Source organism: Actinomycetota bacterium (assembly GCA_040754375.1).
Taxonomy (GTDB): Bacteria; Actinomycetota; Acidimicrobiia; order Acidimicrobiales; family AC-14; genus JBFMCT01.
On record JBFMCT010000045.1, the window covers coordinates 1 to 26,390 of the forward strand.

Annotated in this window: 23 protein-coding genes, 1 tRNA gene and 1 pseudogene; 12 read left to right on the forward strand and 13 right to left on the reverse strand. The window is 72.5% G+C overall.

Translation table 11 applies throughout. From position 1 onward, the window contains the following. The first annotated feature begins 84 nt into the window (after positions 1 to 84). Positions 85 to 654 carry a DUF1697 domain-containing protein gene (locus tag AB1673_14895; GenBank protein MEW6155253.1) on the forward strand — a complete coding sequence of 190 codons (570 nt, stop codon included), beginning with the start codon at positions 85 to 87 and terminating at the stop codon, positions 652 to 654. A gap of 8 nt (positions 655 to 662) precedes the next feature. Here AB1673_14895 and AB1673_14900 read toward each other — a convergent pair whose 3' ends face one another. After that, positions 663 to 950 carry a hypothetical protein gene (locus AB1673_14900; GenBank protein ID MEW6155254.1) on the reverse strand — a complete coding sequence of 96 codons (288 nt, stop codon included), beginning with the start codon at positions 948 to 950 and terminating at the stop codon, positions 663 to 665. A gap of 146 nt (positions 951 to 1,096) precedes the next feature. Here AB1673_14900 and AB1673_14905 point away from each other — a divergent pair, with 146 nt between their 5' ends. The 6 genes and pseudogenes from AB1673_14905 to AB1673_14930 all read left to right on the forward strand — a co-directional run bounded on the left by AB1673_14905 (position 1,097) and on the right by AB1673_14930 (position 6,070). Then, on the forward strand, positions 1,097 to 1,906 hold the full coding sequence (locus AB1673_14905; GenBank protein MEW6155255.1) for an ERCC4 domain-containing protein: 810 nt from the start codon (positions 1,097 to 1,099) through the stop codon (positions 1,904 to 1,906). Between the two features lie 133 nt (positions 1,907 to 2,039). Then, positions 2,040 to 2,159: pseudogene (locus AB1673_14910) on the forward strand (hypothetical protein). Positions 2,160 to 2,386: 227 nt separating this feature from the next. After that, a complete protein-coding gene (gene ilvA / locus AB1673_14915; GenBank protein ID MEW6155256.1) occupies positions 2,387 to 3,646 on the forward strand; it encodes a threonine ammonia-lyase IlvA in 1,260 nt (419 codons plus the stop codon). Positions 3,647 to 3,687: 41 nt separating this feature from the next. Next, positions 3,688 to 4,434: a flavodoxin family protein gene (locus AB1673_14920; protein MEW6155257.1), complete on the forward strand. Its 747-nt coding sequence runs from the start codon at positions 3,688 to 3,690 to the stop codon at positions 4,432 to 4,434. A gap of 189 nt (positions 4,435 to 4,623) precedes the next feature. After that, positions 4,624 to 5,793, forward strand: coding sequence for a DEAD/DEAH box helicase (locus AB1673_14925; GenBank protein MEW6155258.1), 1,170 nt, complete (start codon positions 4,624 to 4,626; stop codon positions 5,791 to 5,793). A gap of 10 nt (positions 5,794 to 5,803) precedes the next feature. Further along, complete coding sequence (locus AB1673_14930; GenBank protein ID MEW6155259.1) at positions 5,804 to 6,070, forward strand: hypothetical protein; 267 nt, start codon at positions 5,804 to 5,806, stop codon at positions 6,068 to 6,070. Here AB1673_14930 and AB1673_14935 read toward each other — a convergent pair. The 4 genes from AB1673_14935 to AB1673_14950 form a co-directional block, all read right to left on the reverse strand. Further along, positions 6,067 to 8,514: a hypothetical protein gene (locus AB1673_14935; protein MEW6155260.1), complete on the reverse strand. Its 2,448-nt coding sequence runs from the start codon at positions 8,512 to 8,514 to the stop codon at positions 6,067 to 6,069. The two genes, AB1673_14930 and AB1673_14935, sit on opposite strands and share 4 nt — an antisense overlap. A gap of 74 nt (positions 8,515 to 8,588) precedes the next feature. Further along, positions 8,589 to 9,344, reverse strand: a complete 756-nt coding sequence (locus AB1673_14940; protein ID MEW6155261.1) for a YceI family protein — start codon at positions 9,342 to 9,344, stop codon at positions 8,589 to 8,591. 5 nt (positions 9,345 to 9,349) lie between these two features. After that, positions 9,350 to 10,891, reverse strand: coding sequence for a HAMP domain-containing sensor histidine kinase (locus tag AB1673_14945; protein ID MEW6155262.1), 1,542 nt, complete (start codon positions 10,889 to 10,891; stop codon positions 9,350 to 9,352). Further along, positions 10,891 to 11,616 carry a response regulator transcription factor gene (locus AB1673_14950; GenBank protein MEW6155263.1) on the reverse strand — a complete coding sequence of 242 codons (726 nt, stop codon included), beginning with the start codon at positions 11,614 to 11,616 and terminating at the stop codon, positions 10,891 to 10,893. Before AB1673_14950 ends, AB1673_14945 begins: the two co-directional genes overlap by 1 nt. Before the next feature lie 116 nt (positions 11,617 to 11,732). On the opposite strand from AB1673_14950, the gene pruA reads away from it, so the two are divergent. The 4 genes from pruA to AB1673_14970 all read left to right on the forward strand — a co-directional run bounded on the left by pruA (position 11,733) and on the right by AB1673_14970 (position 16,254). Continuing rightward, positions 11,733 to 14,741 (forward strand): L-glutamate gamma-semialdehyde dehydrogenase, encoded by a 3,009-nt coding sequence (pruA, locus tag AB1673_14955; GenBank protein MEW6155264.1) that lies wholly within the window; start codon positions 11,733 to 11,735, stop codon positions 14,739 to 14,741. A gap of 41 nt (positions 14,742 to 14,782) precedes the next feature. After that, positions 14,783 to 14,855, forward strand: a tRNA-Val gene (locus AB1673_14960). Positions 14,856 to 14,927: 72 nt separating this feature from the next. Then, positions 14,928 to 15,437, forward strand: a complete 510-nt coding sequence (locus AB1673_14965) for a sigma-70 family RNA polymerase sigma factor (protein MEW6155265.1) — start codon at positions 14,928 to 14,930, stop codon at positions 15,435 to 15,437. Beyond that, a complete protein-coding gene (locus tag AB1673_14970; protein MEW6155266.1) occupies positions 15,424 to 16,254 on the forward strand; it encodes a hypothetical protein in 831 nt (276 codons plus the stop codon). Before AB1673_14965 ends, AB1673_14970 begins: the two co-directional genes overlap by 14 nt. Positions 16,255 to 16,263: 9 nt before the next feature. Here the strand turns inward: AB1673_14970 and AB1673_14975 are convergent, their stop codons facing one another. The 7 genes from AB1673_14975 to AB1673_15005 form a co-directional block, all read right to left on the reverse strand. After that, complete coding sequence (locus tag AB1673_14975) at positions 16,264 to 16,941, reverse strand: response regulator transcription factor (GenBank protein ID MEW6155267.1); 678 nt, start codon at positions 16,939 to 16,941, stop codon at positions 16,264 to 16,266. Further along, positions 16,938 to 18,482, reverse strand: coding sequence for a HAMP domain-containing sensor histidine kinase (locus tag AB1673_14980; GenBank protein MEW6155268.1), 1,545 nt, complete (start codon positions 18,480 to 18,482; stop codon positions 16,938 to 16,940). The genes AB1673_14975 and AB1673_14980 overlap by 4 nt, the downstream gene beginning before the upstream one ends. Beyond that, positions 18,479 to 18,910: a hypothetical protein gene (locus AB1673_14985; GenBank protein MEW6155269.1), complete on the reverse strand. Its 432-nt coding sequence runs from the start codon at positions 18,908 to 18,910 to the stop codon at positions 18,479 to 18,481. The genes AB1673_14980 and AB1673_14985 overlap by 4 nt, the downstream gene beginning before the upstream one ends. Before the next feature lie 29 nt (positions 18,911 to 18,939). Beyond that, entirely contained in the window at positions 18,940 to 20,229 is a 1,290-nt protein-coding gene (locus AB1673_14990; GenBank protein MEW6155270.1) for an aminoglycoside phosphotransferase family protein, read from the reverse strand. A gap of 100 nt (positions 20,230 to 20,329) precedes the next feature. Further along, complete coding sequence (locus tag AB1673_14995; GenBank protein ID MEW6155271.1) at positions 20,330 to 21,328, reverse strand: N-acetylmuramoyl-L-alanine amidase; 999 nt, start codon at positions 21,326 to 21,328, stop codon at positions 20,330 to 20,332. Next, positions 21,325 to 22,749: a M1 family aminopeptidase gene (locus AB1673_15000; GenBank protein MEW6155272.1), complete on the reverse strand. Its 1,425-nt coding sequence runs from the start codon at positions 22,747 to 22,749 to the stop codon at positions 21,325 to 21,327. The genes AB1673_14995 and AB1673_15000 overlap by 4 nt, the downstream gene beginning before the upstream one ends. Further along, on the reverse strand, positions 22,749 to 23,384 hold the full coding sequence (locus AB1673_15005; GenBank protein ID MEW6155273.1) for an O-methyltransferase: 636 nt from the start codon (positions 23,382 to 23,384) through the stop codon (positions 22,749 to 22,751). Before AB1673_15005 ends, AB1673_15000 begins: the two co-directional genes overlap by 1 nt. A gap of 26 nt (positions 23,385 to 23,410) precedes the next feature. Between AB1673_15005 and AB1673_15010 the strand changes: the two genes are divergently transcribed. Continuing rightward, positions 23,411 to 23,752, forward strand: coding sequence for a cupin domain-containing protein (locus AB1673_15010; protein ID MEW6155274.1), 342 nt, complete (start codon positions 23,411 to 23,413; stop codon positions 23,750 to 23,752). On the opposite strand, the gene AB1673_15015 is transcribed toward AB1673_15010, so the two are convergent. Further along, positions 23,749 to 25,992 (reverse strand): aconitate hydratase, encoded by a 2,244-nt coding sequence (locus tag AB1673_15015; protein ID MEW6155275.1) that lies wholly within the window; start codon positions 25,990 to 25,992, stop codon positions 23,749 to 23,751. The two genes, AB1673_15010 and AB1673_15015, sit on opposite strands and share 4 nt — an antisense overlap. Positions 25,993 to 26,390 lie beyond the last annotated feature (398 nt).

The window sequence follows — 26,390 nt, forward strand, 5'->3', positions numbered from 1 at the left end:
ACAGCTCGCCGCGGCCATCAAGGCCGCCACCTCAAAGAGCGTCGATTCCACCGTTCCTGTCACACCTGCGGCGTAGTATCACCAGTGGAGGCCGTCACCAAGTTCTACGGCCAGCGGGGCATCCTCGGCATCAACGTCGGGGGCAGCAACGTGATCCGCATGGCGGACCTGCGCCAGTGCCTCGCCGACGACGGGTTCGAGGCGGTGGCGACCTACATCCAGAGCGGCAACGTGCTCTTCTCGGCGGCCGGGCCGGCGGCCGCCTTGGCCGAGCGCATCGAGTCCGTGCTCACCCGGCAGTTCTCCTATGCGGCCCGGGCCGTCGTCCTCGGCCACCACGAGCTCCGTCGGGTCGTCGAGGAGGCGCCGCCGGGGTTCGGCGCCGACCCCTCGACCTACAAGTACGACGTTCTGTTCGTGCGAGCGCCGTTGACGGTGGGCGAAGCCCTCGGGGCCATCTCTCTCAAGGACGGGGTGGACGACGCCTTCGCCGGGCCGGGCGCGGTCTACTTCCGGCGGCTGAGCGAGCGGGCCGCCCAGAGCCGCCTGAGCCGCTTCGCCGGACTACCCCCCTACCAGAACGTCACCATCCGCAACTGGAACACCACGACGAAGCTGCTGGCCCTGCTCGATGCCAGGTCGGGAGCGGCCTGAGCGATGCCCTAACAGCAGGCGGTGTCCGAACCCCAGCAGCGCACGGTCCCACCCGAGTCGCGCGTGCACACACAGCAGACCGTCCCCGGGGGGAGGCGTTGGCCGGCATCGGGCGGCCGCACATGGACCTTCACCCGGAAGGGTATGGCCACCTCGACCTCAACCTCGTTGGCATCGCCGGCCACCCGGGCCAGGTCCCAGCCGCCGACCAGGTTCTCCACCGCCCGCATCACAGTCTCCGCCACCACCTCGCCGAGCTCGTCCTTGGATTCGTCGATTCGTGCTTTTTCACCCATGTTCGGGAGCTACCCACGCTCCGCCCGCGCAAATCCGGGGCAGGACCGCTCCCAGCCCGAACCTGTGTGGCGAACGCGCCGGGACCGGTGCGCTTCGCGCACCAGTTGCGGGTCTGAGGGCCGGCTGGCGCGTATCGTTCGTGCCGATGTCTGTGCCGGTGTTCCGGGTGGCCCTGAACCCAGACGACGCGTCGACCCTGCCTTACCTGCTGTGGGTGCCCCTGGGCAGTCAGCCGCTCGTCCTCAAGGCCAAGGACATGTGGCCGCGGACCGCGAAGGTCTACTGCCACCGGGGAGAGTGGCCCGACGACGCCCAGGTCGTCGAGGAGACAGCGGTGCGGGCGTGTGTGCGCCGGGGCGTGGCCATCGACCTGGTCCTCGACCGCCACCGGGAGAACCGCTCGCAGTTCGTGGTCACGACCCTCAAAGGCGGGCGGGAGGGGATCTTCTGGCAGACGGCCAAGACGGCCCGCAAGACCCGGCCGGGAATGCGCCTGCCGACGCGCCGCAGCGCGGGCGGTGCCCTGGAGGTGCTCGTCGACACCCGGGAGCGCTACCCGTGGAAGTTCGAGCGCCAGCAGGCGACCGTGGCCCGGCGCGCCCTGGCCGTCGGTGACTACGGCGTCGAGGTGGACGGTGCCCTGGCGGGCGTGGTCGAGCGCAAGAAACTGGGCGAACTGGCCTCCAACGTGGTCGACGGCAGCCTGCTCGTCCGGCTGTCCGAACTGGCCACCGTGGCCCGGGCCGCGGTGGTGGTCGAGGACCGGTGGGCCGACGTCTTCCGGCTCGAACACGTCTCGCCGTCGATGGTGGCCGAGATGCTGGCGGCCGCCCAGGTCCGCTACCCCAACGTGCCCATCGTCTTCTGCGAGACGCGTCCCTTGGCCCAGGAGTGGGCCTACCGGTTCCTGGGCGCGGCCGCCGCCTTCGCCGACGAGGAGGCCGTCGAGCTGTAGCTGCCCGGATGGCCGGGAATAGCCGGTCGGGCGTGCAGGTTCGGCCAGTCGAGGGACCGGCGAGCTGCCGGGGGAGGAGCCCGACTTGACCGCCACATCACGTGCGACAACCGAGGGCCCGGCGCCGGCCGCCCTGGAACGTCGGGGCCGGTGGTGGATCGCCCTCTCCTTCCTGGCCTGCCCGTGCCACCTCCCGCTGACCCTCGGGCTGCTCGGGGCGGTGGCCGGCGGGACGGCCGTAGGGGCGGCGCTCCTCGACCGGCCGGTACTGGCCGGCACCGTCATCGCGGCCGTCTGGCTGGCGGGGACGGCTCGGGGCCTGTGGCTCGTGCGCCGAGCCGAGAGGGGGGAGCTGGCGTGTGCCCTGCCCGGGGCCCCTCGCCGCCGTCCCTTCCATCTCCGCTGATCCCCGAAAGTTGGTCGATCCATGCCGGTGCCAGCGCCTACGGTGAGCGCCATGTGTGGACTGCCAACCTCCCGATGACGCCCGTCACCGCCAAGGACGTGGCCGCGGCCGCCGAGCTCCTCGCGGGCGTCGTCGTCCGCACCCCCCTGGAGCGCAACGAGCGCCTCTCGGCCCGTACGGGGGCGGAGATCTGGTTCAAGCGGGAGGACCTCCAGGTCGTGCGGTCCTACAAGCTGCGGGGGGCGTACAACTTCATCGCCTCCTTGAGCACCGAGGAGCGGGCCCGTGGGGTGGTGTGTGCCAGCGCCGGCAACCACGCCCAAGGCGTTGCCTACACCTGCCGGCGCCTCGGGGTCGCTTGCCGGGTCGTCCTTCCCCGGCCTACGCCCCGCCAAAAACGCGAGCGGATCGCCGCCCTCGGGGGGCCGGAGGTCACTGTCGTGCTCGAGGGACACACCTACGACGAGGCCCACGAGGCGGCTGCGGACATGGCTGGGCGGGACGGGACAGTCCTCGTGCCCCCCTTCGACGACCCCCATGTGATCGCCGGCCAGGGCACGGTCGGGCTCGAGGTCATCGAGCAACTCGGGCGCCCCCCCGACCTGTTCGTGGTGCCCGTCGGTGGTGGCGGCCTGCTGGCCGGGGTGGCGGCCGTGGCCGCCGACTGCTCCCCGCCGGCGCGGGTGATCGGGGTCGAGCCCCACGGGGCCGCGAGTATGAAGGCCGCCCTGGAGAGCGGTGGCCCGGTGGCACTGGCGTCGATCGACACGTTCGTGGACGGGGCGGCCGTGCGGCGCGTCGGAGCTATCACCTACGAGGTCGTCGCGTCGCTCGGCACGGCCGTGGTGGGCGGGGTCGTGGCTGTGCCCGAGGGCCGCGTATGCACGACGATGCTCGACCTCTACCAGCTCGACGGGATCATTGCCGAGCCTGCCGGTGCCCTGTCGGTGGCCGCCTTGGGCGGGGCGCTGGAGGTGACCCCGGGTTCGACGGTGGTGTGCGTGATCTCGGGTGGTAACAACGACATCAGCCGCTACGGCGAGATCGTCGAGCGCTCGCTGGTGCACGAAGGCCTCAAGCACTACTTCCTGGTCGACTTCCCCCAGGAGCCCGGCGCTCTGAGGGGCTTTCTCGACAACGTGCTCGGGCCCCGCGACGACATCACGCTGTTCGAGTACGTGAAGAAGAACAACCGCGAGACGGGCCCGGCCCTCGTCGGCATCGAGCTGGCCGACAGCACGGACTTGGCCTCCCTGCTCGAGCGCATGGAGGCCAGCCCCCTGCACATAGAACGCCTGGAGGCCGACTCGCCCGCCTTTCGCTTCCTAGTCTGATCTCCGCCGGGAGGTCCGGTGGCTAAGGGAGGGAGGAGGCCATGGTGCTCACACCCCAGCAGGAGGAGCTCTGCCAGCAGAGCACGTGGGATTTCAGCGACCTGCGGGCGCTGTTCGTCAACTGCACGCTCAAGCGGTCACCGGAGGTTTCCAACACCCAAGGCCTGGCCGACATCTCGATCGAGATCATGCGCCGCCAGGGCGTGACCGTGGAGGTCATCCGAGCTGTCGACCGCGACATCGCCACGGGGGTCTGGCCCGACATGAGCGAGCACGGGTGGGCCAGCGACGAGTGGCCGGCGATCTTCGAGCAGGTGATGGGCGCCGACATCCTGGTGTTGTGCACCCCCATCTGGCTGGGCGAGAAGTCGTCGGTCTGCACCCGGGTCATCGAGCGGCTCTACGGCAACTCCAGCCAGCTCAACGACGCCGGCCAGTACGCCTACTACGGCCGGGTGGGTGGTTGCCTCGTGACAGGGAACGAGGACGGGGTCAAGCACTGCGCCATGAACATCCTGTACTCGCTCCAGCACCTCGGTTACACGATCGCGCCCCAGGCCGACGCCGGCTGGATCGGCGAGGCCGGGCCCGGGCCGTCCTACCTCGACCCAGGCTCGGGGGGCCCCGAGAACGACTTCACCAACCGCAACACGACCTTCATGACCTGGAACCTGTTGCACCTCGCCCGGATGCTGAAGGACGCGGGAGGGCTGCCGGCCCACGGCAACCAGCGGTCGAAATGGGACGCCGGCTGTCGTTTCGACTTCCCCAACCCCGAGCACCGCTGACGGGCCGGCGGGCCCGCTCGTGGACGGCCGGGGGGGGGTGTCCTTCCCAGTTTTTCCACAGGGCCGCCGGTTCGCCTATGCTGGGAGGGTCGAGACCGGACGATCCGGCTCGCGGCCCACCTCTAGCTCATCCTCGTTAGTCGCGGAGTTTGCCGAGGCAGGCCACCCGAAGTTCGAGGAGTTGCCAGAGTGAACCCTTTTGCAGAGCTCGGCGTTGCGCCACAGCTCGTCTCCGCCTTGGAGCGCCAGGGCATCGCCGAGCCGTTCCCTATCCAGGCGATGACCCTGCTCGACTCGCTGGCCGGGCGCGACGTTTGCGGCCAGGCCCGGACCGGTTCGGGCAAGACGCTCGCCTTCTCGCTCCCGCTGGCCCAGCGGCTCAAGCCGGGCGCCTCCGACAAGCCCCGGGGGCTGGTGCTCGTACCTACCCGTGAGCTGGCCGTGCAGGTCAACGCCGTGTTGCGCCCGCTGGCCAAGGCGGTCGGCCTGCGGGTCGTCCCGGTCTACGGCGGGGTTTCCATGGAGCCCCAGAAGACGGCCGCCCGCCGGGGCGTGGACATCATCGTGGCCACTCCCGGCCGCCTGATCGACCTCGACCGCCAAGGCTTCGTCAAGCTCGACGAGGTGGAGATCGCCGTCATCGACGAGGCCGACCGCATGGCCGACATGGGCTTTCTGCCCCAGGTCGAGCACCTGCTCCGCCGCTTCCGTGACCGCCGCCCCCAGTACATGCTGTTCTCGGCGACCCTCGACGGCCAGGTGGGCCGGCTGGTGCGCAGCTACCTCAACGACCCGGTCCGCCACGAGGTGGCGCCCGAGCCCCAGGCCGAGGTGGAGATGACCCACCGCTTCCTGGCCGTCCATCACCTCGACCGTGTCCTCGTGGCCGCCGCCATCGCCCGGTCGGCCGAACGGACCCTGGTGTTCGTGCGCACCAAGCGGGGCGCCGACCGCCTGGCCCGCCAGCTCGTGCGCGAGGGCGTGCGCACGGCCGCTATCCACGGCGACCTGCGCCAGAGTGCTCGCGAGCGTGCGCTCAAGGAGTTCTCAGACGGCAAGCTCCAGGTGCTGGTGGCCACCGACGTGGCTGCCCGGGGCATCCACGTCGACGAGATCGACGTCGTGATCCATTTCGATCCACCCGAGGACTACAAGGCTTATGTCCACCGGTCGGGCCGCACGGCCCGGGCCGGCAAGGGGGGAATAGTCGCCACCTTCGTGCTCTGGGACCAGGTCCTGGAGGTCGAGCGCCTCAAGCGCCACCTCCGGCTGGCCGACCCGATCATCGAGGTGTTCTCGAACGACCCGCGGTTGGCCAACCTGACCGGTCTCGTGCCGGCCGTTCCGACCGCGTCCTGAGGAGGGGAAGATGGGAAAGAGACGAGCCACCTTCGGCAAGCTGCAGCGCGAACGGGACAAGAAGGCCAAGGCGGCCGACAAGCGTGAGCGCCGGGCCACCCGCGGCGACGAGGTCGACCCCGAGGTGGTCGACGAGGAGCCCCAGAAGGACTACGACGAAGGCCACCTCCTCGCCGCGCTGGCCGCCCTCCACCAGTCCTACGACGCCGGCACGGTCAGCACCGACGAGTTCGAAACACGCCGTGAGGAGCTGACCAGCCGGCTGCGGGTGGACTAGCGCTGGCGGCGGGAGGGGGTTTCGAATGTTTTGGTGGGTCCCGCCCGGCGGGCGGCCCCGGCCCGGGCCGCGCCCGCCACCCTAACCGGGTTGGGGGGTGCGGCCGCCCGGGTCGAGGCGCCCGCTTCCCGGCCCTTGGACGGCCCCGACTTCTTGGCCGTGGGTTTGGACGGTGCCGCCCTCTTCGCCGGTGCCCGCGCCTCGGGCTCGTCGTCCTCGACCGGTGCGGGGGGGCTGGGACCGTCCTGCGGAGCGGGCCCTGCCGGTTCCTTGGCGGCCGCGACGCCGACCACCAGAGCATCGAGCCGCGCTGCCAGGTCGGCGGCCACGGCACCCACCGACGCGGCTGTCGCGTCGTGGCTCCAGTGGACGAGGGCGTGGACCTCTTGGCGGTTGATCTCCAGGGCCTGGTTGAAGGTCTGGAGCGCAGCTTCCAGGTAGGCCAGTTGCGCCTGCCTCTCGTCCGCTGCGGCCGACCGGGCGCGGGCTGCCTGTTCCAGCCCGGCTCGCGTCTCCGTACGAGACGCCGACAGAAGTTCGTGGAGCCGCTCTTCGTTGCCCGCGATGGCCGCCAAGAGGGCCTCGGCGTCCTCGGCCTGCCGGTCGCCGAGGTGTTCGCGGAGCTCGCGGAGGGTTCCCTCCAGGCGGGCGGTGTCCTCCGAGCGCTGACCGGTGATCTCGCGCCGAGCCGAGACCACGGTGTCCATCAGCTTGGCCTGGCCGTCCCGGACCTGCTCCCGGTCCTCGACGAGCGCCGCCTGCCCCTCTCGTACCAACTTCACGAGCTCGGCGGCGGCCGACTTGCTCTCGCCGGCGATGCGGTCGGCCAGCACGGCCATCTCGCTCCGCAGGATCCCGACCACGAGGTCGGCGGTGCGGGCCGGCTGCTGGGTGAGGGCGGCCCGGAACGACTCGGCTTGTGACTGGAAGGCGTCGGTCAGCAGGTCCATGTGGGCGCGCAGCTCGACTTCGGTCCGCTCGGGAAGCGACCGGAGGGCCACCAGTTCGGTCTGGACGCTCTCGATCAGGGCCTTCGTCCGCTCGTCCCGCCGCTCACCGTTGCGGGTCATAGAAGCCAAGCTCTCGGCGAGAGCGGCCCGTAGCGAGGACCGGTCCTCGGCGTGCTCGTCGTGGAGCCGGGCCCATACCGTCTCCATCTCAGCTCTCAGGAGGTCGGCCTGGGCGACCACCGCCAGGCGCTGTTCGCGGGCTTCCGCGGCGAGCGCCGCGACCTCGGTGGCCACCCGGGCCAGGGCCTCACTCTGGGTCTCGGCCTGTTCCGTCGAGCGAGCGGACAGTTCGGAGCGCACGGCCGAGAGCTGGTCGACCGATCGGGATTCCAAGGCCGCCATGGCGTCGGCCAGGGCGACCAGCAGGTCGTCGCGGGCCTCGCCCTGGAGGGCGATGAGCCGGTCGGAGAGGCGGTTCTGGTCGCCGGACGACCTGTCGGTGTGCTCCCGCAGCGAGCGCCGGAACTGGTCGCCGGAGTCGGCCATCGAGGCCCGGACCTCGCCCCGGAGGCGTTCGAACTGCTCGTTCACGGCCGACTCGACCGACTGGCTCCCCTGGTCCAGCGCCCGTTGGATGGCGGCGCGGTCAGCGTCGCGCAGCTCCTGCAACTGGGTGACAGCCGCCAGTAGCCCGAGCCGAGCCTGCTCGGCCTCGGCGACGACCGCGGCGTGCACCTGGCGACGGCCGGCCTCGGCCGCGGCATCGACCGCCTCCCGGTCGGCGAGCTGCTCGCGTAGGGCCTCGAGCTCGGCCCTGGTGCGCTGGACCTGGTCGGCCACCGTGACCTTCAGTGCCTCGATCTGTTCGGCCAGGGCCACCCGCAGGTCGGACCTCTCCTGAGCCTGGTTCTCGCCCAGCTGGCTCCGGGTGCGTAGCAGCTCCCCCCGTAGCTCAGTGGCCTCTTCGCCGATCCTCGTGCGCAGGTGCTCGTTCCACTCCCGCAGGGCGGCCCGTAGCTCGGCTCGCAGGAGCTGCTGGTCGGCTACCTGCTGTTCTTTGACCTGGGCGCGCAGGCCCTGGAGCTCGGCCCGGATCTGGGCGGCCTCCTCGGCCAGAACGGCCTGGAGGTGCTCACCCCGTTCCCCGAGGGCGGCCCGCACGTCGGCCGTGTCCTGAGCCCGGCGGTCGGTGAGCCGGGCCCGTAGGTCGCCCAGCTCCTCACGCAGCGTGCGGGCCTCCTCGGATATGACCGTGCGCAGGTGCTCGTCGAGCTCGCGCGACGACGCTCGCACCTCGGCCCTCAGCCCGGTCGACGCCGGTTCGTCGAGCTGGCGCCGGACGGCCTGCAGCTCCTGGGCCAGGGCCCGGAAGCTCTCCCGGTATAGCCCTTCGAGCCGGTGGAGCGCGTCGACGGTGGCGCGCCCGACCTCGTCGTCGGTCACCGGGCTCCCGTCCCTCGTGGTCGGCGCCCCTTGTTCTGCCTCGGCCGCCACGCCCTAGAGGCTAGTTGTCTCGGGGGCTGCGCCCCCGGCGCACGGCCGGGCCGGGGCCCCGGGGATGGCCGCTCCTACTGCTTGTCGAAGAAGAGCTGGAACTCCAAGGTGGCCTCTTCGTCGACCGTCACGAAGCCGGCGATGTTGGGGGGCGACATCCCGAAGTCGGAGAACGGGAAACGAAGCGAGCCGACCACTTCGATCCTCGCTCCGGTGAGCTGGGCGTCGAGGGGAATAGTGACCCGCTTGGTCACGCCGTGAATGGTCAGGTCACCAGTGGCCTCGGCCTTCACGGGCGAGGCCCCTTCGGCGGCTGCCGCCGGTAGGGTCACTGGTGCGGTGGCCACGAAGGTGGCCGTGGGGAACTGGTTGCTCTGCAGCCCCTGGGTACGGATGCGGTTGTCCCGCTGGGGCTCGTCGCTGGTCAACTGGGTCACGTCGGCCTCGAACCGTGAACCGGCGGCGACGACGAGGTCGCTTCCGCGCTGGCCGACCTCTATGGCCCCGGTGACGGCCGTCGTGCGCCCGACGGCGTCGTTCTGGGCCGGGAGCCGGGCCAGCTTCTCGCGGACCCGGTAGCCGACCGTGGAGCCCTGGCCGACGGACCAACGGCCGGTGACTCCGCCCTCAGGGGCCCCGGCCGCCTGGGCGGCGGCTGTGGTGGGGCTGGCACCGGAGGTCGCACCGGTAGTGGGCTCGGGCGTGGAGAGCTGTAGTGGCGGGGGGGAGTCCCCCCGGAAGAACAGGAAGTAGGTGGCCGCGATGGCGGCCAAGGAAGCGAGCACGACGACGACGATGCCGGCCCGGAGGCGGGACGAGGGTGCGGCCATGCCCCTCAGTCAACCGGGCCCGGCTGTGAGCCGTCTGTGAGAAGGGCGGGCGCGGACGGTCTTTCCTGTGGGGTCGGGCCCAGAGGGTGGTCAGGCGCGGGCCCTCCAGGGGTGGCCTCGGTACCGTCGCTGACCTCGTTCTTCGTGGGGCGGGCCAGCGGGAGCTCCACCCGGAAGCGGGCCCCCTCGCCCGGGGCCGTGTCGAGCGACACCTGGCCTCCGTGGGCCTCGGTTATGGCCGAGACGATGGCCAGGCCCAAGCCCGTCCCACCCTGGGAACGGGCCCGGGCACCGTCGGCCCGGTAGAAGCGCTCGAACACCCGGGCCGCCTGTTCGGGGGTCAGGCCCGGGCCCCGGTCGGCCACCTCGACGACCGCCCGCTCAGGGCCGGCCGCCACCCGGACGGTGACCGGCGAGCCCGCGGGCGTGTGCTGGCGGGCGTTGGACAGCAGGTTGGCCAGCACTTGGCGGAGCCGCGGGTCGTCGCCGGTGACGACGGCCGGGCCGTCGGCCTCCAAGGTGATGGTCCGGTCGGGGTCGACGGCCCGGGCGTCGTCCACAGCGTCGGCCGCCACCCTGGAGAGGTCGACGGCCGTGCGTTCGAGGGGCCGGCCTTGGTCGAGGCGGGCCAGCAGCAGCATGTCCTCGACGAGCACGCCCATGCGCCCGGCCTCCTGCTCGATCCGGCGCATGGCCTTGGCCAGGTCCTCGGGGCGTTCGGCCGCCCCCCGGCGGAACAGCTCGGCGTAGCCCCGGATGGAGGTGAGCGGTGTCCGCAGCTCGTGGGACGCGTCGGCGATGAACCGCCGGAGGCGCTGCTCGGACTCCTGCTGGGCGTCGAAGGACGCCTCGATGCGGCCCAGCATGGTGTTGAGGGCCGCGCCCAGGCGCCCGATCTCGGTCCTCTCGTCGGCCGGTTCGACACGGCGCGACAGGTCGCCGGCGGCGATGGCCCCGGCCGTGTGGCCGATGTCCTCCAGGGGGCGGAGGCCCTGGCGGACGAGGAAGCGGGCCGTCAGCCCCACGGCCGCGAGGACGGCCAACGTGGCCGCCGCCTCGATGGCCACCAGCCGGCCCAGGGTCTGCTCGACCTCCCGCAGGGGGATGGCGACCAGGACGAGGCCCCCGGCGGCCGACGGCTGTACGAGCATCCGGAACCGGACCGAGCCGCTGGCCCCGTCGACGCTCACCGGCCCTCGCTCGGACAGGTGGGCCCGCGAGAACGCGGGACGGGGGCCGGCCTCAGGGTTGGCGCACCCCACGCACAGGGCCGCAGTTACGGTCCCCTCGGGGCTCACGGCCGCGGCCCACGTGCCCGTGGGGATCGTCTCCCCGGCGATCCCGATGACCCCGTCGGGCCCGGGGCGAGCCCCCCGCCGGCCGATCTGGAGCTCGTCGGCCAGGGGCGTGACGGCGTCGGCCAGTTGCTGGTCGAGCCGGTCGTAGAGGAACACCTTGAGTGCCCGGTAGGTGACGACGTTGGCCGTCACCAGCCCGATGGCCACCAGCCCCAGCAGCCCCGCCAGCAGGCGGGTGCGGAGCGTCATCAGCTCCTGACGTCGGCCGCCGCGACGTGGCTCGAAGGAAGGCGGAGGCTGTAGCCGACGCCCCGCACGGTGTGGATGAGGCGGGGTTCGGTGCGGTCGATCTTCTTGCGCAGGTAGCTGATGTAGGTCTCGACGACGTTGGCGTCGCCGTCGAAGTCGTACTGCCAGACGTGGTCGAGGATCTGGGACTTGGTCAGCACCCGTCGGGGGTTGAGCATCAGGTAACGCAGCAGCTTGAACTCGGTGGCCGTGAGCTGGACGGGGTCGCGCCCCCGCCACACCTCCCGGGTGTCCTCGTCGAGCTCGAGGTCGGCGAACGTGAGCCGGCCGGTGTCGGCCGACGAGCCCCCCCGCGCCCGGCGCAGGACCGCTCTGACCCGGGCCACAAGCTCCTCGATGCTGAACGGCTTGGTCACGTAGTCGTCCCCGCCCAGCGTGAGGCCCTGGACCTTGTCCTCAGTGGCGTCGCGGGCCGTGAGGAACACGACCGACACGGGGACGTTGTCCGACCGCAGGCGACGCACGACGGTGAACCCGTCGAGGTCGGGCAGCATCACGTCGAGCACCATGAGCTCGGGCCGGAACGTCTGGCCGGCGGTCAGGGCCGAGCGCCCGTCGGCCGCGACCTCGACGTCGAAGCCCTCGTAGCGCAGGGCCGTGCTCACCAGGTCGGTGATGTTGGGTTCGTCGTCGACGACCAGGATGCGCGTCTTGGGCTCTTGCACCCCTCCATGATCGCACCGGTGGCTGTGACAACCCTGTGTGCCCCCTGGGTGACTTGTGAGCGCAGACAGGGTGGACGGCCTGGGCCGCCGGCCTTCAGGCAATAACGTTCGCAGCCATGAGCACGCCGCTGGACGCGAGCGTCACTGCCCTGGCCCGCCGCCTGGCCGACATGGGCTCGGGCCACGGTGAGCGGTCGGCGGTCGTGCAGTCCTCGTGGTGGAGCGAGCGCATGCTGGAGTGGGCCATGTCCCACCCGTCGTTCAAGACCCAGCTCTTCCGCTTCGTCGACGTGTTCCCCTCCACGGTGGACGACGAGGACGTCATGCGCCACCTCGACGAGTACTTCGCCGGGGCCGACCTGCCCCGCATGCTCGACCTGGGCCTGGGGGTGGCCGACCACGTGCCCTTCGGCAAGGCGGCGGCCGCCGGTCTGGCCCGGCGCAACATCACCCGGGTGGCCGAGCAGTTCATCGTGGGCCGCAGCCCGGCGTCGGCCGTGCCCAACCTTCACCGCCTGTGGCGGGTGGGGGCAGCCTCGACCGTCGACCTGCTGGGCGAGAAGACCGTGACTGGGGCCGAGGCCGACCGCTACGCCCAACGGGTGATGGAGCTGCTGCGCACCCTCGTCGACAGCTCGCGGCACTGGGCGCCCGACGATCACCTCGAACGCGACGACCTCGGGCCCCTTCCCCGGGTCAACGTCAGCGTCAAGCCCACGGCGCTGGCCTCCCGTTACTCGCCGCTGACCCGCGAGGACGGGTTGGCCCAGGCCAAGGCCCGCCTGCGGCCCGTGCTGCGGCTGGCCCGCGACGAGGGCGCGTTCGTCCACTTCGACGCCGAGCACTACGACGTGAAGGACCTCACGCTCCAGCTCTTTCGCGAGCTGCTCTCCGAGGACGAGTTCGCCTCGATGGAGGCGGGGGCCGTCGTCCAGGCCTACCTGCGGGACTCGCGCGACGACCTCGCCGACCTCGTCGCCTGGTCGTCCCAGCGGGAGAAGCCGGTCACCGTGCGGCTGGTCAAGGGGGCGTACTGGGACACCGAGACGGTGACGGCCCAGGCCGAGGGCTGGCCCGTTCCGGTGTACGCCGGCAAGGCCGAGACCGACGCCAACTACGAGCGCTGTGCCCGCCTGCTCCACGACCACCACGGCGAGGTCCGGGCCGCATTCGGCACCCACAACCTGCGCTCGCTGGCCTACGCCGTGGAGTACGCCCGGTCGAAGGGGATCCCCGACAGCGGGTACGAGGTCCAGCTCCTGTACGGGATGGCCGAGCCGGTCCATGCGGCCGTCCGCCGCATGGGCCTGCGCCTGCGGGTGTACGCCCCGGTGGGCGAGCTGGTGCCGGGCATGGCCTACCTGGTGCGCCGCCTCCTGGAGAACACCGCCAACGAGAGCTTCGTGCGCCGCCGCTACGTCGAGGGACGGGACCTGGCCGAGCTGGTGGCCGCCCCCGCGGTGGACCGCCTGCCGGCGGCCGAGGGGCCGGTCCGGCGCCCACCCACCGACCCGGCCCGCCCCGGCCCTTACCACCACGAGCCGCTGGCCGAATGGCGCCGGTCCACAGTGCGGGCCGGGTTGGCGGCGGCCGTCGACCGGCTGGGACGAGACGGCGGGCCCCTGGGCGGCGAGGTGCCGGCCGTCATCGACGGCCACCCGGTCCACACTTCGGCCAAGATCGCCTCGGTCGACCCTGCCGACCCGTCGCGGGTGGTGGCCGAGTCGGCCTCGTGCGGGCCGGGGGAGGCCGAGGCCGCCCTCGAGGCTGCCCGCCGGGCCTGGCCCGCCTGGCGCCGGGCGCCGGCCGCCGAGCGGGCGGCCGTGCTCTTCCGGGCGGCCGAGTGGATGCGGGCCCGCCGGGCCGAGCTGGCCGCCCTCGAGGTCTTCGAGGCCGGCAAGCCCTGGCGGGAAGCCGACGCCGACGTGTGCGAGGCCATCGACTTCTGCGAGTACTACGGGCGGGCCGCCCTGGCAATGGCCGAGGGCGGGCGGGTCGAGTCGCCGCCGGGCGAGCGCAACGCCCTGCGCTACCAGGCCCGGGGGATCGGGGTTGTCATCGCCCCGTGGAACTTCCCCCTGGCCATCCCCACGGGCATGACCGTGGCTGCCCTGGTCACGGGCAACGCCGTGTTGCTCAAGCCGGCCGAGCAGACGCCCGCGGTGGCCGCCAAGCTGGTCGAGGCCCTGGTCGCGGGCGGCCTGCCCGCCGGGGTCCTGGGCTTCCTGCCGGGGGTGGGCGAGGAGGTGGGGGCCTACCTGGTGGAGCACCCCGACGTCTCGTTCGTGACGTTCACGGGGTCCAAGGCCGTGGGCCTGGGGATCGTCGAGACGGCCGCCGTCCACCGCCCCGGGCAGCGCCACGTGAAGCGGGTGGTGGCCGAGATGGGCGGCAAGAACGCTCTGATCGTCGATGCCGACGCCGACCTCGACCAGGCTGTCCCGATCGTGCTCGGGTCGGCGTTCGGCTACTCGGGCCAGAAGTGCTCGGCCTGCTCCCGACTGGTCGTGCTCGACGCCGTCCACGACCAGTTGGTGGAGCGCCTCGTGGGGGCCGCCCGGGAGCTGAAGGTCGGACATCCCCGGGACATGGGCGTCGACATGGGCCCGCTCATCGACCAGGACGCCTTCGATCGGGTGAGGAGCTACGTCGGGCTGGCGCGCGGGGAGGGCGAGGTGGTCCTGGCCGGCGACGGGCTCGCGGGCGGCGGGCGGGCAGGCGAGGGCTACTTCGTGGGCCCGACCATCGTCGTGGGGTTGCCGCCCGACAGCCGGGTGGCCACCGAGGAGATCTTCGGGCCCGTCCTGGCGGTGGCCCGGGCCCGGTCGTTCGAGGAGGCCGTGGCCATGGCCAACGACACCCCCTACGCCCTCACGGCCGGGGTCGTCTCCCGCTCACCGTCGCACATCCGCCTGGCCACCGACGAGCTGAGGGCCGGCAACGTCTACGTGAACCGCACCATCACCGGCGCCATCGTGGGCCGCCACCCGTTCGGGGGCTACGGCCTGTCGGGGGTCGGGTCCAAGGCCGGCGGTCCCGACTACCTCATGCAGTTCGTCGACCCCCGGGCCACCAGCGAGAACACCCTGCGCCAGGGCTTCGCCCCCACCGCCGACGAGCCCTGAACCCGACCGGCTCCCGTAGCCGCTAGGGTGGGCACCACTACGGGCCGTTGGCGCAGTTGGTAGCGCACTTGCATGACGCGCAAGGGGTCAGAGGTTCGAGTCCTCTACGGCCCACCCGACAACCGAACGGCGACTTTCTCCTGGGCTGTGTCACCCTGGTCGGGCCTTCGGACGATGTAGAGGTTGATGGTCAGGGCGAGCGACGGGGCCGACGGGTTCGACGGGGCATTCCGACACCTCATGCCTCTCGCCGTCCAGGTGGCCTACCGGGTTCTTGGCGACGTGACGGCTGCCGAGGACGCAGCCATCGAAGCCTTGGCCAGGGCGGCGGTCCGCTGGAGGCGGGTGGGGGCCCTGCCGTACCGCGATGCCTGGGTGCTCCGGGTGACCGCCAATGTCGCGGTTGATATGGCTCGGCGCCGCCAACGGTGCCTGCCTTCGTCGATCGAGGCCGTCCAGCCGAGCCACGAGGACATGGTCCTGCTGCAGATGGCCTTGGCGTCGGCTCTGGCCCGGCTGTCACGGCGCCAGCGCGAGGTCGTGACGCTTCGTTACCTGGTGGGGATGACCGAAGGTGACATCGCCCGGCTCCTCCATGTGTCCACCGGGTCGGTGAAGCGTCACACAGGCCGTGCCCTGGGGCACCTGCGGGACCAGTTGGGTACCGAGTGGGAGGTGGCTCATGAGCTCAGGTGACGGCCCGCCCGTCCTCCGAGGCCGCTCCGAAGACGAGCTTCGTGGTCTCGTCGAGCGCCGTGCCGATCAGTTGCGGTCGGCCCGGCGTGTCCGCTCCCTGGCCATGTCCTGCCTCGTTCTAGTGATGGCGGGGACCTTCGTGGCGGTCACGTTCGACAGTGGCGACGGCCGCAACACCGAGGTGCGTACCGCGTCCCCGGCGGCCTTGGGCACCATCCCCCCAGAGCCCGGGCTCCCGCCGGGCCTCCCGGGGCTGCCGGGCTCACCCTCGACCATTGCTCCGACCTCCGTGCCCATGGTGACGACGACGGCTACGACCGCCACAACCCGGCCAGTGGTCAGCACCCCCGCTACCACGTCGACCACGGTCGTCTGCCGCAACAGCCTCGACCCGACGTGCGGGCCCTTCTACTTCGATCCCGACCCGGAGCCCGATCGCCCCCTGACGGTCGAGGTGACGGTGTCACCCCCTAGGCCCCGGGTCGGGGAGGAGGTCGTGTTCACGATCGTGCTCAGCGACCCCGACGGCGTGTTCAGCTACCTGAACGACACGTCGTTCGGCGACGTGGCTATCCATGCGGATTTCCTCGAGATGCCGTGCGAACCGTTCGGCCCTTGGGACCCCCCTCAGCGCGACCCCGAGCAGTCCGTCAAGGTCGTCGAGCTACGGCACTCCTACCGGGAGCCGGGTGACTACACGGCCCGCTTCCAGTTCGGGCCTGGCTACCAGCGGTGCTGGGACCCCGAGATGCTCCGCGGGGAGAACTTCTACGGCTCCGTGGGCGAGGGCTCGGTGCAGGTGAGCGTCGTCCGCTAGGGAGCAGGCTCAAGCGTTTACCCCCGCGGTGCGGAAGCGGTAGCCCATGCCCCGGACGGTCTCGATGCGCGCTTCGCCCAGCTTGCGGCGCAGGTAGCGGACGTAGACCTCGACGACGTTGGACCCGGGGTCGAAGTCGTAGCCCCATACCCGGTCGAGCAACTGCTCGCGGCTGAGGACCTGGTCCGGGTGGCGGAAGAAGGTCTCGGCCAGGGCGAACTCCCGGGCCGTGAGCTCGATGCGCCGGTGGCCGTCGACCACCACCCGGGCGTGCAGGTCGAGCTCCAGGCCGCCGGCCTGCAGGCGGCCGGAGGTGGGCTCGGTGGCGGCGTCGCGCAGCCGGGCACGGATCCGGGCCAGGAGCTCGTCGAAGTGGAAGGGTTTGGTCACGTAGTCGTCGGCCCCGCCGTCGAGGCCCTGCACCCGGGCGCCGACGTCGTCGCGGGCCGTGAGGATGAGTACCGGCAGCTTCTCCCCCCGGGCCCGCAGTGCGGCCAGGACCTCGACGCCGTCGCCGTCGGGCAACCCCAGGTCGAGGACCACGAGGTCGAAGGTGTCGTCGCGCGCCACCGAGGCCGCCGTGGCCGCCGACGCCACGGTGGTGGTGGTGTAGCCGGCGGCCCGCAGGCCGCGTTCGAGGAAGGCGGCGATGCGGGCCTCGTCCTCGACGATGAGCAGCCGGCTCACGGCGTGGGCCCGCCGGCCGAACGGGCGGGTAGGGCGATCTCGAAGCGGGCACCGGGGCTCGGACCGGGACGGGCCGGGGCAACGGTGGCCGTCCCGCCGTGGGCCTCGGCGATGGCCCGGACGATGGCCAGGCCCAGGCCGGCCCCGTCCCCCTCGCGACCGTGGCCCCGGCCCCGGCGGAAGCGCTCGAAGATCGCGGCCCGCTCGGCCTCCTCCACCCCCGGGCCCGAGTCGGCCACCCACAGGCGAGCCCCGCCGCCGGCGCCCGCCACCCCGATCTCGATCCGGTCGCCGGCCACGGTGTGGCGCACGGCGTTGTCGAGCAGGTTGATCATGGCCTGGGTCAGGCGCTGGCGGTCGGCCATCACGGGCACCGGTGAGGAGGGCACGACTGTCACCCAGTGGCGCTCGCCGAGCTGGGCGGCCCGGGGGGCCAGCGACCCCACGAGCTCGCCCAGGTCGAACGGCTCGGGCCTGAGGAAGTCGGGCTGTTCGGCCCGGGCCAGCAGCAGCAGGTCGGTCACGATGCGGTTCATCCGGTCGAGCTCGTCGTCGATCACGGTCAAGGCATCGGCCCGGTCGGCGGGGTCGTCGCCCATCACGTCGAGGTGGCCCCGGATGATCGTTATGGGCGTGCGTAGCTCGTGGCCGGCGTCGTCGATGAACGCCCGCTGGGTGGCCAGTGACCTCTCCAGCCGGTCGAGCATGCCGTTGAACGTCGAGACCAGGCCGGCGAGCTCGTCGTCGCCGGGTTCGGGGAGGCGGCGGCTGAGGTCGGTCAGGGTGATGGACCGGGCCGTGTCCGACACCAGCCGGACGGGGGCCAGCACCCGACCGGCGGCCAGCCAGGCCAGCAGGGTGGCCCCGAGAAGGATGCCGCCCCAGATGAGGGCCGTGGTCCGGAGCAGGTCGGCCGCCTCCTGGCGCTCGGTGGCCAGGAACCGGGCCACCGCGAAGGTCCCGACGGGCCCGCCGTCCGCCCCGACCAGGGGTACGGCCAGTACCCTGACCGTGCCGGCGGCAGTCTCGATCTCGTCCAGGGTGTCGGACGGGACGGCTGCGAACCGGTCCACGAAGGCCGGGTCGCGGTCGAGCCGCACGGGGGAGTCGGCCGTGATGGCGAACGGCTCACCGCCCACGAAGGCCACGTAGGCCTCGTCGCGGTGGGGCACGCTGCGGGCCAGGAAGGTCTCGAAGATGGCCCGGGCATCGGGCCCGAACGGTTCGCTCGTCGCCGGGTTCACGCCCGCGGCCAACGCCCGCAGCTCTTCCACCTCCTGCACCAGGTCGTCCCCCACCCGGTCGTCGAGGCGGGCCTCGAGCACCTGGCGGAGAAGCACGAGTGAGGCGACGGTGGCCACCCCCATGAGGACCACGTACCACCCCAGGATGCGCATGCGGGCCCGGGCCAGAGACCGGGCCCAGCGCCGGGCCCGGCCGTGGCCAACTTGCGGGGGAGCAGGTGCGGGCACACCCGCAGTCTGGTCGGCGGGCGCGACGAGGCGGGGGCGCCCCGAGAGCACCCCCGCCTCGGCGCTCACGGCGAGCCGAAGGACGCGATGCTGTCCGGGCTGTCGATGCTGTCCGGGCTGTCGATGCTGTCCGGGCTGTCCGGGCTGTCCGGGCTGTCCGGGCTGTCGATGCTGTCCGGGCTGTCGATGCTGTCCGGGCTGTCGATGCTGTCCGGTGAGCCGGTGCTGGCCGCCGAGGCGACCGATATCGGGCTGGAGAAAGGCGAGCCCAGGCTGGCGCCGGCGGCCGTGCTGGCCAGGAACTCGGGCACGGCCAAAGCGGGGTCGAAGGTGGTCACCGGACCGTTGGCGCCGGCCTCGATGGTGACCCGGTCCTGGAGCCGGATGGGGTCGACGGGCTGGGCCGACCCGCTGCCGGTCAGGGCGAAGGCACCCAGGCCCAGGCCGGCCGAGGCCACGGCCGCGGTGGTTACCTTCCAGTTCTTGGGGAGCTGCATCAGGTTCCTCCTTGTTTCGGGGTACCCGCTCAGGATCCTTGCCGGGGATTGGCCGGAGGTGACGCGGCGATGAGATCTCTCTCACCCTCGGCCCGGGGCCGCAGGGCGCGGGCGCTGGCGGCCCAGGCTTCGGCCAGTGAGACCCGATGGGCCACGGCCGCCGGCCAGCCCCTCTCCTGGACGCGGAAGGGCCCGGTGGCCAGGCCCAAGACGGTGGCGGCCGTCGCCAGTCGCAGCCGGTATGGGTCGACGAGACCGTCGGCGACATCGAGAACGGCTTGGCCGTAGGAGTGCGCCCGCTGGTGCGCCGGGGATGCGGCCGCCAGCGTGGCCAGGTGGCCGACCAGGTTGGCCAGGTCGTCGGTCCGCCGTCCGGGCCCGACGGTGTCGATGTCGACCGTGCCCAACAGCCGGGGCCCGTCGACCATCAACTGTGCGTCGTGCAGGTCGCCGTGGACGGTCGTGGTCCCCTCGGTGAGGCCCGCTGGGTCGCCGGGCTCGCCAGCCTCGCCGGCCTCGACGGCGTCGGCCACCCGGTGCGCGGCCTGGCCCAGGCCGGGGGCCACGGAACCAATGAGCTGGGCGTGCTCACGGGCCCGGGCAGCCGCGGGCACGGGGGCAGGCCACGATGGCGGGACCGGCGGGAGCGCGTCGAGGAGAGCCACGACCTGTCCCGGTCCGGGTAGCTCATCGGCCCCCCCGGCCAGAACGTCGCGCAGGCTGCGGCCCGGCAGGGCGTCGAGCACGACCAGGCCGAGGTCGGGGGCCCATCCGAGGCTGCGGGGTACGGGGACGTGGGCCGAGAGCAGCGCGTGGCGCCTCTGGAGGGCCTCGACTTTCGACGGTCGCAGCACCTTGACGAACAAGCGAGCAGCGCCGCCCTCGACCTCGGCCTCCACGACCGCCCGCCGCCCGGGCCGGTAGGAGCGCAGGGCCGCGCGCACTGGCCCGGCGGGCGCACCCAGATCGTTCAGCACCGAGCGCGCCCCCCGGGGGTCGAGGACCGCCCCGAGGCCGGGCAGGAAGGGATCAGACGACGCCGTCCACACGGCTACCCGGTACTCGTCCCCGGCGACCACGCAGGTGCCCTCGGGCACGTCCACGCCGGTCGAGGCGACCAACACATCGGCCCACGGCGGACGCCCCGGGCTCCGTAGCCGGGCCCCGTAGGAGACGACCACGCTGTGCCCGGGGCGGTAGCGGACATCCTGCACCCGGGGCCGGCCGGGGAGCGAGGCCCGCCCCCCGAGGGCGGCGGCCAGTAGGTCACCGGCGGCCGGGCCGAGGAGGAGGCGCAGGCAGTCGGGCCCGATGGTCACCCCTCCACGGTCGCGCCGAGCCGTGAACGGCTGATGAGACGAGGATGAGAAAGCTCTCATCCTCCTGCCGCCGACCCGGCCGACCAGGCCGCGGTACGGGTCACTCCAGCGCCGGGTCTGTGCAGCGGGACACACCGCCGCCGCCCCCAGGGGGAGAACCTCGGGGGTAAGGCTCGACGAACCCCGAGCCGGGGTCGGCCGTGGTCAGGTAGCGGATAACGGCCCGGGCGATGGCCTCGCCCTCCAGCTCCTGGACCTCGGGCCGGGCCAGCAGCTCGGCCTCCGGGGGGTTGGAGATGAAGGCCGCTTCGACCAGGGCGCTGACGATGGGCGCGGGCTGGCGCAGGACGGCGTAGAAGTCGCCCCGCGACCCCTCCCGGTACTTGGCCCCGGCGTCGCGGTCGGCCATCCAGGCGATGTCGTAGCGCGACAGGGCCCGGATGATCTCCTCGTACAGGAGCCCGGCCAGCCGCTTGGAGTCGGGTGAGGCGATCTGGTAGTAGGTCTCGGAGCCGGGCCCGACCGAGGGCCCGTCCGGTTCGGCGTTGTGATGGACCGAGATGAAGGCCCGGGCCCCCACCGCCTTGGCCAGCTCGGCCCTCACGGGGAGCTCGAGGTCGTAGTCCGCGGACCTCGTCAGCAGGACGGTGAAGCCCGCCTCCTCCAGCGCGTCGCGGGCGTACTCGGACACCCCGAGGTTCACCACCGACTCCCACAGCCCTCCGGGGGACACCGCGCCCGGGTCGATCCCGCCGTGGCCTGGGTCGAGGACCACGGTGGCCGACGCCACGTAGGTCCCCGACCGGACCACCGCCGGGCGCCCGCACGGCGTGGTGACCGCCCATCCGCCCCCCTCGGCCGGGCCGGTGACGGGTACGGCCACGCCCGTCGGGGTGACGACCGCGCCCGGCCCCGGCGCGGGGACCGGGCCCATCAGGGGAGCAGGGCCCGATCGGGTCGTCGTCGGCCCCGAGCCCCCGCCCAGCACGGCCCCCTGGCCCCCGTCCCTGCCGGGCGAGCAGGCGGCCAGGGCCACCAGCAGCAAGGCGGTGAGGACGGGCGGCTGCCCGGCTCCGCGGGACCGGCCTCTGCGGCTCACGGTCGCACCCCGTACCCGGCCAGCACCTCGGCCGCGTCGGGGAACACCCGGGTGAGCGAGGCCACCAGGTCGGCCGGGGTAGCTATCCGGTAAGCGTGGTCGGCCGCGTAGAGGCGCAGGGCGCAGTCGACCCGGTCGGGCTCGCCCAGCTCGGCCAGGGCCTGGGCCCCTTGCACGTAGGCCCCCAGGTAGAACGACGGGGACTGGTCCCAGAAGGTCATGGGCTCGGCCGTCCGGCCCCGCACGTCGGCCGGGACGGCCGTCGCCCGGTAGGCGTCGACCGTCCCTTCGTAGCGGGCCTCGGCCCAGGTGGTGAGGGCTTCGTCCAACCAGGGGTCACGAGCCTGGTTGTTACCCACCAACGCGTAGAACCACTGGTGGGCCACTTCGTGGGTGAGGATGTCGCCGGCCGTACCCGGCCCGTGTAGCACGTGGGCGGGGTACTCCACGCCCGTGCTCGTGCCCGGCGTGACCGAGACCGAGAACGTCGTCCACGGGTAGGGCCCGTAGCGCCTGGCGGTCTCCTCCAGGACCGAGATGGAGCGTTCGAGGTAGGGCTCGGGCCGGTCGGCGGCGTCGGCGTCCACCCCGACTGTCACGGTCACCGGGTGAGGGGCGTTGACCACGCCCGTGACCATCGTGAAGCGGCCCACGGCGACGGCCACGTCCCGCATGGCGGTGGCTGTCCAGTGGCCGGGGCGGTCCTGCACGCCGCTGGCGATGATCGTGTAGCCGGGCGGCGTCGTGATGGTCAGGTCGAAGTCGGCCGTGGGCGCCGTCGACGCCTCGGCGAACCGGGTGGTGGGCGGGTCGTCGGTCCAGCCCCGGCCCGGCTCCCACTCCAGGATCGGGAAGAACGAACCCAGGCGTACGCTGTCGCGCTCGGCCGAGATCCGGTCGCGGGCGGGCTGGGGCAGCCGCAGGTGGAACGACAGTGCAGCCCGGACGGGCTGGCCGGCCCGCAGCCCGGCCGGGGGCCGGGCCACCAGCCGGGTGGGGGTGGCCAGGGCCGTGGCCACCGGCTGGCCGTCGATCTCTACGGGCCCGTCGACGGTGAGCAGGGCGCCGGCCGCCTGCTGGCGGGGCCCGTTGGGCCACAGGCGGAAGGCCACCTGGTCGGTGTCGAAGTCGAGCACGAACGTCACGTCGACCGTGCCCGTCACCGTGGCCTCGGCCGGCCGTATGTCCAGGGACATCTGGTAACGGGGCCGATCGGGGCTCGGCGTGCGGCGGACCGGTTCGGTCAGGCACGGGTCGCTGTCGACGTCGGCGTCGACGTCGACCGGGGCCGTGCCCGAGGGCCCGACCTGCTCGGGTGGGGGAGCGGGGGCGATGCCCGCCTGGCCGCCGGGGCCCGTCCCGCCGCCCACGCAGGCGGCCGTGACGGCCAGTACCAGGGCGGCCGGCACCCCACGGCGCATCAGCGGGGGCGGATCACGCTCACGCCGTCCCGGATGGTGAGGATCACGCAGGTGACCCGCGGGTCGTCGCGCACGCGGTCGTTGAAGGCTCGGATGGCGGCCGTGTCCTCGCTCTGGTCGTCGAGGTCGAGCACCCGCCCGCTCCACAGCACGTTGTCGGCCAGCACCACCCCGCCCGGTGCGACCTTGGGCAGCACGGCCTCGTAGTAGTCGAGGTAGTGGGCCTTGTCGGCGTCGATGAACACCAGGTCGAAGGGGCCGTCGAGCCCGGCGACGGTCTCCAGGGCCGGGCCCAGTCGGAGGTCGATGCGGTCGGCGAAGGGGCTGGCGTCGAAATGGCCCTGGGCCAGGCCCGCGTGCTCGGGGTCGAGCTCGCAGGTGACGATGGTCCCGCCCTCGCCCAGGGCGGCCGCCATCGAGAGGGCCGAGTAGCCGGTGAACGTCCCGATCTCCAGCACCCGGCGGGCCCCGGTGAGGGCGACCATGAGAGCCAGGAACTGGCCCTCGAGCGGCCCCACCATCATGGCGTGGGACTGGGACGCCTCCCGGGTGCGGGCCGCCGCGGCGGCCAGGTGCGGGGCCTCGGGCGAACTGTGGTCGGCGGCGTAGCGCTCGAGCTCGGGGTCGACTATCACCGGGCCATCGTGCCAGGCTGGGGCCCATGGCAGTACGCGTCGACCGCAACGCGGCCATCGACCGCCGCCAGGGGGCCGACGCCGTCGCCGATGCCGTCGCCGATGCCGCGGCCATCGTCTCGTCCATGCGGGCCGAGGGCCTCGACCCTCAGCGGTGGGGCAACGGCCCCGGTGACCGCTACGGCTGGCACGAGCACGGGTACCACAAGGTCCTCTACTGCCTGTCGGGTTCGATCGTGTTCCATACACGCGAGCAGGGCGACGTCGAGCTCAGCCCTGGCGACCGCCTGGAGATCGATCCCGGTACCGAACACGCAGCGACCGTCGGCCCCGCGGGTGTCGAGTGCGCGGAGGCCGCCACTCCCTAGGCACCAGCCTCCTGAGCGCCCACACCGCCCTGGGCGGCCCGGAAGCGGTCACCGATGAGGTTGAGGGCGCTGCCCGCCCGGAACCAGGCGATGTGCTCCTCCGACAGTGAGTGGGTGCACCAGAACTGCTCGACCGAGCCGTCACTCTGGTGGAGCAGGCAGCGCACGGGCTGGTCGGGCGCCAGCGCGGCCAGGTCCAGCACCGAGACCCGGGTGTCGACCAGGACGCGGTCGTAGGTCGTCGGGTCCTCGAACACCAGGGGGAGCACCCCTTGTTTCTTCAGGTTGGTCTCGGCGATGCGGGCAAAGGACCGCACGATGATCGCCCGACCTCCCATGAAGCGGGGCTCCATGGCCGCGTGCTCGCGCGACGACCCTTCGCCGTAGTTCTCGTCGCCCACGGCCACCCACGCCATTGCCGCCTCCTTGTAGTGGCGGGCCACGTCGGGGAAGGGCTCGATGGCCTCGTGCACGTGGCACCAGCCGGCGCCGGCCTCGCCCGTGAAGGCGTTGACCGCCCCCAGGAACAGGTTGGCGCTGATGTTCTCGAGGTGGCCCCGGTAGCGCAGCCACTTGCCGGCGGCCGAGATGTGGTCGGTGGTGCACTTGCCCTTGGCCTTGAGAAGCACGGGTAGCTCGACGAAGTCGCGGCCGTCCCAGCGGGGGAACGGTTCGAGGCGCTGGAGGCGGGCACTGTCCGGCCTGATCACGACTTCCACCGACTGGCCGTCAGCCGGAGGGGCCAGGAAGCCGGAGATGTCGCGGGCGAAGCCCTTGGCCGGCAGCTCGTCGCCCACCGGCTCGGCCAGCGCGGCGCCGTCGAGAGGGTCGGTCATCGGGTTGAAGTCCAATGTGCCGGCCAGGGCGTAGGCCACCGTCGTCTCCGGCGAGGCGATGAAGGCCAGCGTCTGGGCGTTGCCGTCGTTGCGCCGCGGGAAGTTGCGGTTGAACGACGTGATGATGGAGTTGACCTCGCCGTCGGCGATGTCGCTGCGGGCCCACTGGCCGATGCACGGGCCGCACGCGTTGGCCAGCACCGTGGCCCCGATGGCCTCCAGGTCCGCCAGCAGGCCGTCGCGCTCGACGGTCGCCCTCACCTGCTCGGACCCGGGGGTGACCAGCAGGGGAGTACGGGCCTGAAGCCCCCGCGACGACGCCTGGCGGGCCACGCTGGCCGCCCGGCTGATGTCCTCGTAGGACGAGTTGGTGCACGAACCGACGCACGCCTGGGACAAGGTGAGGGGCCAGCCGTTGGCCTTGGCCTGCTCGGCCACCTCGGACACGGGCCGGGCCAGGTCGGGGGTGTGGGGCCCGACGACGTGGGGTTCCAGCGTCGACAGGTCGATCTCGAGGACCTCGTCGAAGAACGCCGAAGGGTCGGCCTCGACCTCGGGGTCGGCCCGCAGGTGCTCGGCCACGGCCTCGGCAGCGTCCGCGAGGTCGGCGCGGGCCGTGGCCCTCAGGTAAGAGGCCGCCCGCTCGTCGTAGGCGAACAGCGACGTGGTGGCGCCCACCTCGGCCCCCATGTTGCAGATCGTGGCCTTGCCGGTGGCGCTGATGGTGCCCGCCCCTGGCCCGAAGTACTCGATGATGGCGCCGGTGCCGCCCTTGACGGTCAGGCGCTGGGCGACCTTGAGGATCACGTCCTTGGGCGACGACCAGCCTGAGAGCCGGCCCGTGAGGCGGACACCGATGAGCTTGGGCCAGCGCAGCCCGAACGTGCCGCCTGTCATCACGTCGACGGCGTCAGCCCCGCCCACGCCCACGGCCACCATCCCCAGCCCACCGGCGTTGGGGGTGTGGCTGTCGGTCCCGACCAGCATGCCCCCGGGGAAGGCGTAGTGCTCCAGCACGACCTGGTGGATGATGCCCGAGCCCGGCTTCCAGAACCCGATCCCGTAGCGGGCCGAGACGGTGCACAGGAAGTCGTAGACCTCGGCGTTGGTCTCGGTGGCGGTGGCCAGGTCGGCGACGGCCCCAGTGCGGGCCAGGATCAAGTGGTCGCAGTGCACGGTCGTGGGGACCTGCACTCGCGGCAGCCCGGCGCTCATGAACTGCAGCAGGGCCATCTGGGCGGTGGCGTCCTGCATGGCCACTCGGTCGACGCGGAACTCGGTGTAGGACCGTCCCCGAACCAGTGGAGCGAGGCCGTCGTCCTCTAGGTGGTTGAACAGGACCTTCTCGGCGAAGGTGAGCGGCCGGCCCAGCCGGTGGCGGCCGGCGGCGGAGCGTTCGGCCATCGTGGCGTAGCGGGACGCGACGAGGTCGAGGGGCGTGCCGGCGGCAGCCGAGTCGTCGATCGTGACGGCGGAGTTGGGCCCGGTGGTCGTGGCGGCAAGCCTACGGCGCGGTTGCGCGCTCACGTGCAGGGTGGCGCGCCGCGGGCCGGCAGCTTGCTACGGTCGGCGGGGGAAGCAATGCTGGGCCGCATGGTGGGATCATCACGTGCCCGTCACGAGTGCACCGTCTCCATACGAGTTGGGGGGTCTGAAGTTGGCTGAGGCGCGAAAGGCGGTCGGGGCCAAGAAGGCCAAGAAGGCCGCCGCCGCCAAGAAGTCGCCGGTGGCACAGGCGGCCGCCGCCGCGGCGGCGCGCCGGTCGGCGGCCGAGCCGCAAGGCCCGGCGCCGGCCAAGAGGG

What these genes read in the sequence shown, in the direction of transcription:
- AB1673_14900 (MEW6155254.1), bottom strand. Translation starts at nt 950, where the DNA reads ATGGGTGAAAAAGCACGAATCGACGAATCCAAGGACGAGCTCGGCGAG.
- AB1673_14905 (MEW6155255.1), top strand. Translation starts at nt 1,097, where the DNA reads ATGTCTGTGCCGGTGTTCCGGGTGGCCCTGAACCCAGACGACGCGTCG.
- ilvA (MEW6155256.1), top strand. Translation starts at nt 2,387, where the DNA reads ATGACGCCCGTCACCGCCAAGGACGTGGCCGCGGCCGCCGAGCTCCTC.
- AB1673_14920 (MEW6155257.1), top strand. Translation starts at nt 3,688, where the DNA reads ATGGTGCTCACACCCCAGCAGGAGGAGCTCTGCCAGCAGAGCACGTGG.
- AB1673_14930 (MEW6155259.1), top strand. Translation starts at nt 5,804, where the DNA reads ATGGGAAAGAGACGAGCCACCTTCGGCAAGCTGCAGCGCGAACGGGAC.
- AB1673_14940 (MEW6155261.1), bottom strand. Translation starts at nt 9,344, where the DNA reads ATGGCCGCACCCTCGTCCCGCCTCCGGGCCGGCATCGTCGTCGTCGTG.
- AB1673_14945 (MEW6155262.1), bottom strand. Translation starts at nt 10,891, where the DNA reads ATGACGCTCCGCACCCGCCTGCTGGCGGGGCTGCTGGGGCTGGTGGCC.
- pruA (MEW6155264.1), top strand. Translation starts at nt 11,733, where the DNA reads ATGAGCACGCCGCTGGACGCGAGCGTCACTGCCCTGGCCCGCCGCCTG.
- AB1673_14965 (MEW6155265.1), top strand. Translation starts at nt 14,928, where the DNA reads ATGGTCAGGGCGAGCGACGGGGCCGACGGGTTCGACGGGGCATTCCGA.
- AB1673_14970 (MEW6155266.1), top strand. Translation starts at nt 15,424, where the DNA reads ATGAGCTCAGGTGACGGCCCGCCCGTCCTCCGAGGCCGCTCCGAAGAC.
- AB1673_14985 (MEW6155269.1), bottom strand. Translation starts at nt 18,910, where the DNA reads ATGCAGCTCCCCAAGAACTGGAAGGTAACCACCGCGGCCGTGGCCTCG.
- AB1673_15000 (MEW6155272.1), bottom strand. Translation starts at nt 22,749, where the DNA reads ATGCGCCGTGGGGTGCCGGCCGCCCTGGTACTGGCCGTCACGGCCGCC.
- AB1673_15010 (MEW6155274.1), top strand. Translation starts at nt 23,411, where the DNA reads ATGGCAGTACGCGTCGACCGCAACGCGGCCATCGACCGCCGCCAGGGG.
- AB1673_15015 (MEW6155275.1), bottom strand. Translation starts at nt 25,992, where the DNA reads ATGGCCGAACGCTCCGCCGCCGGCCGCCACCGGCTGGGCCGGCCGCTC.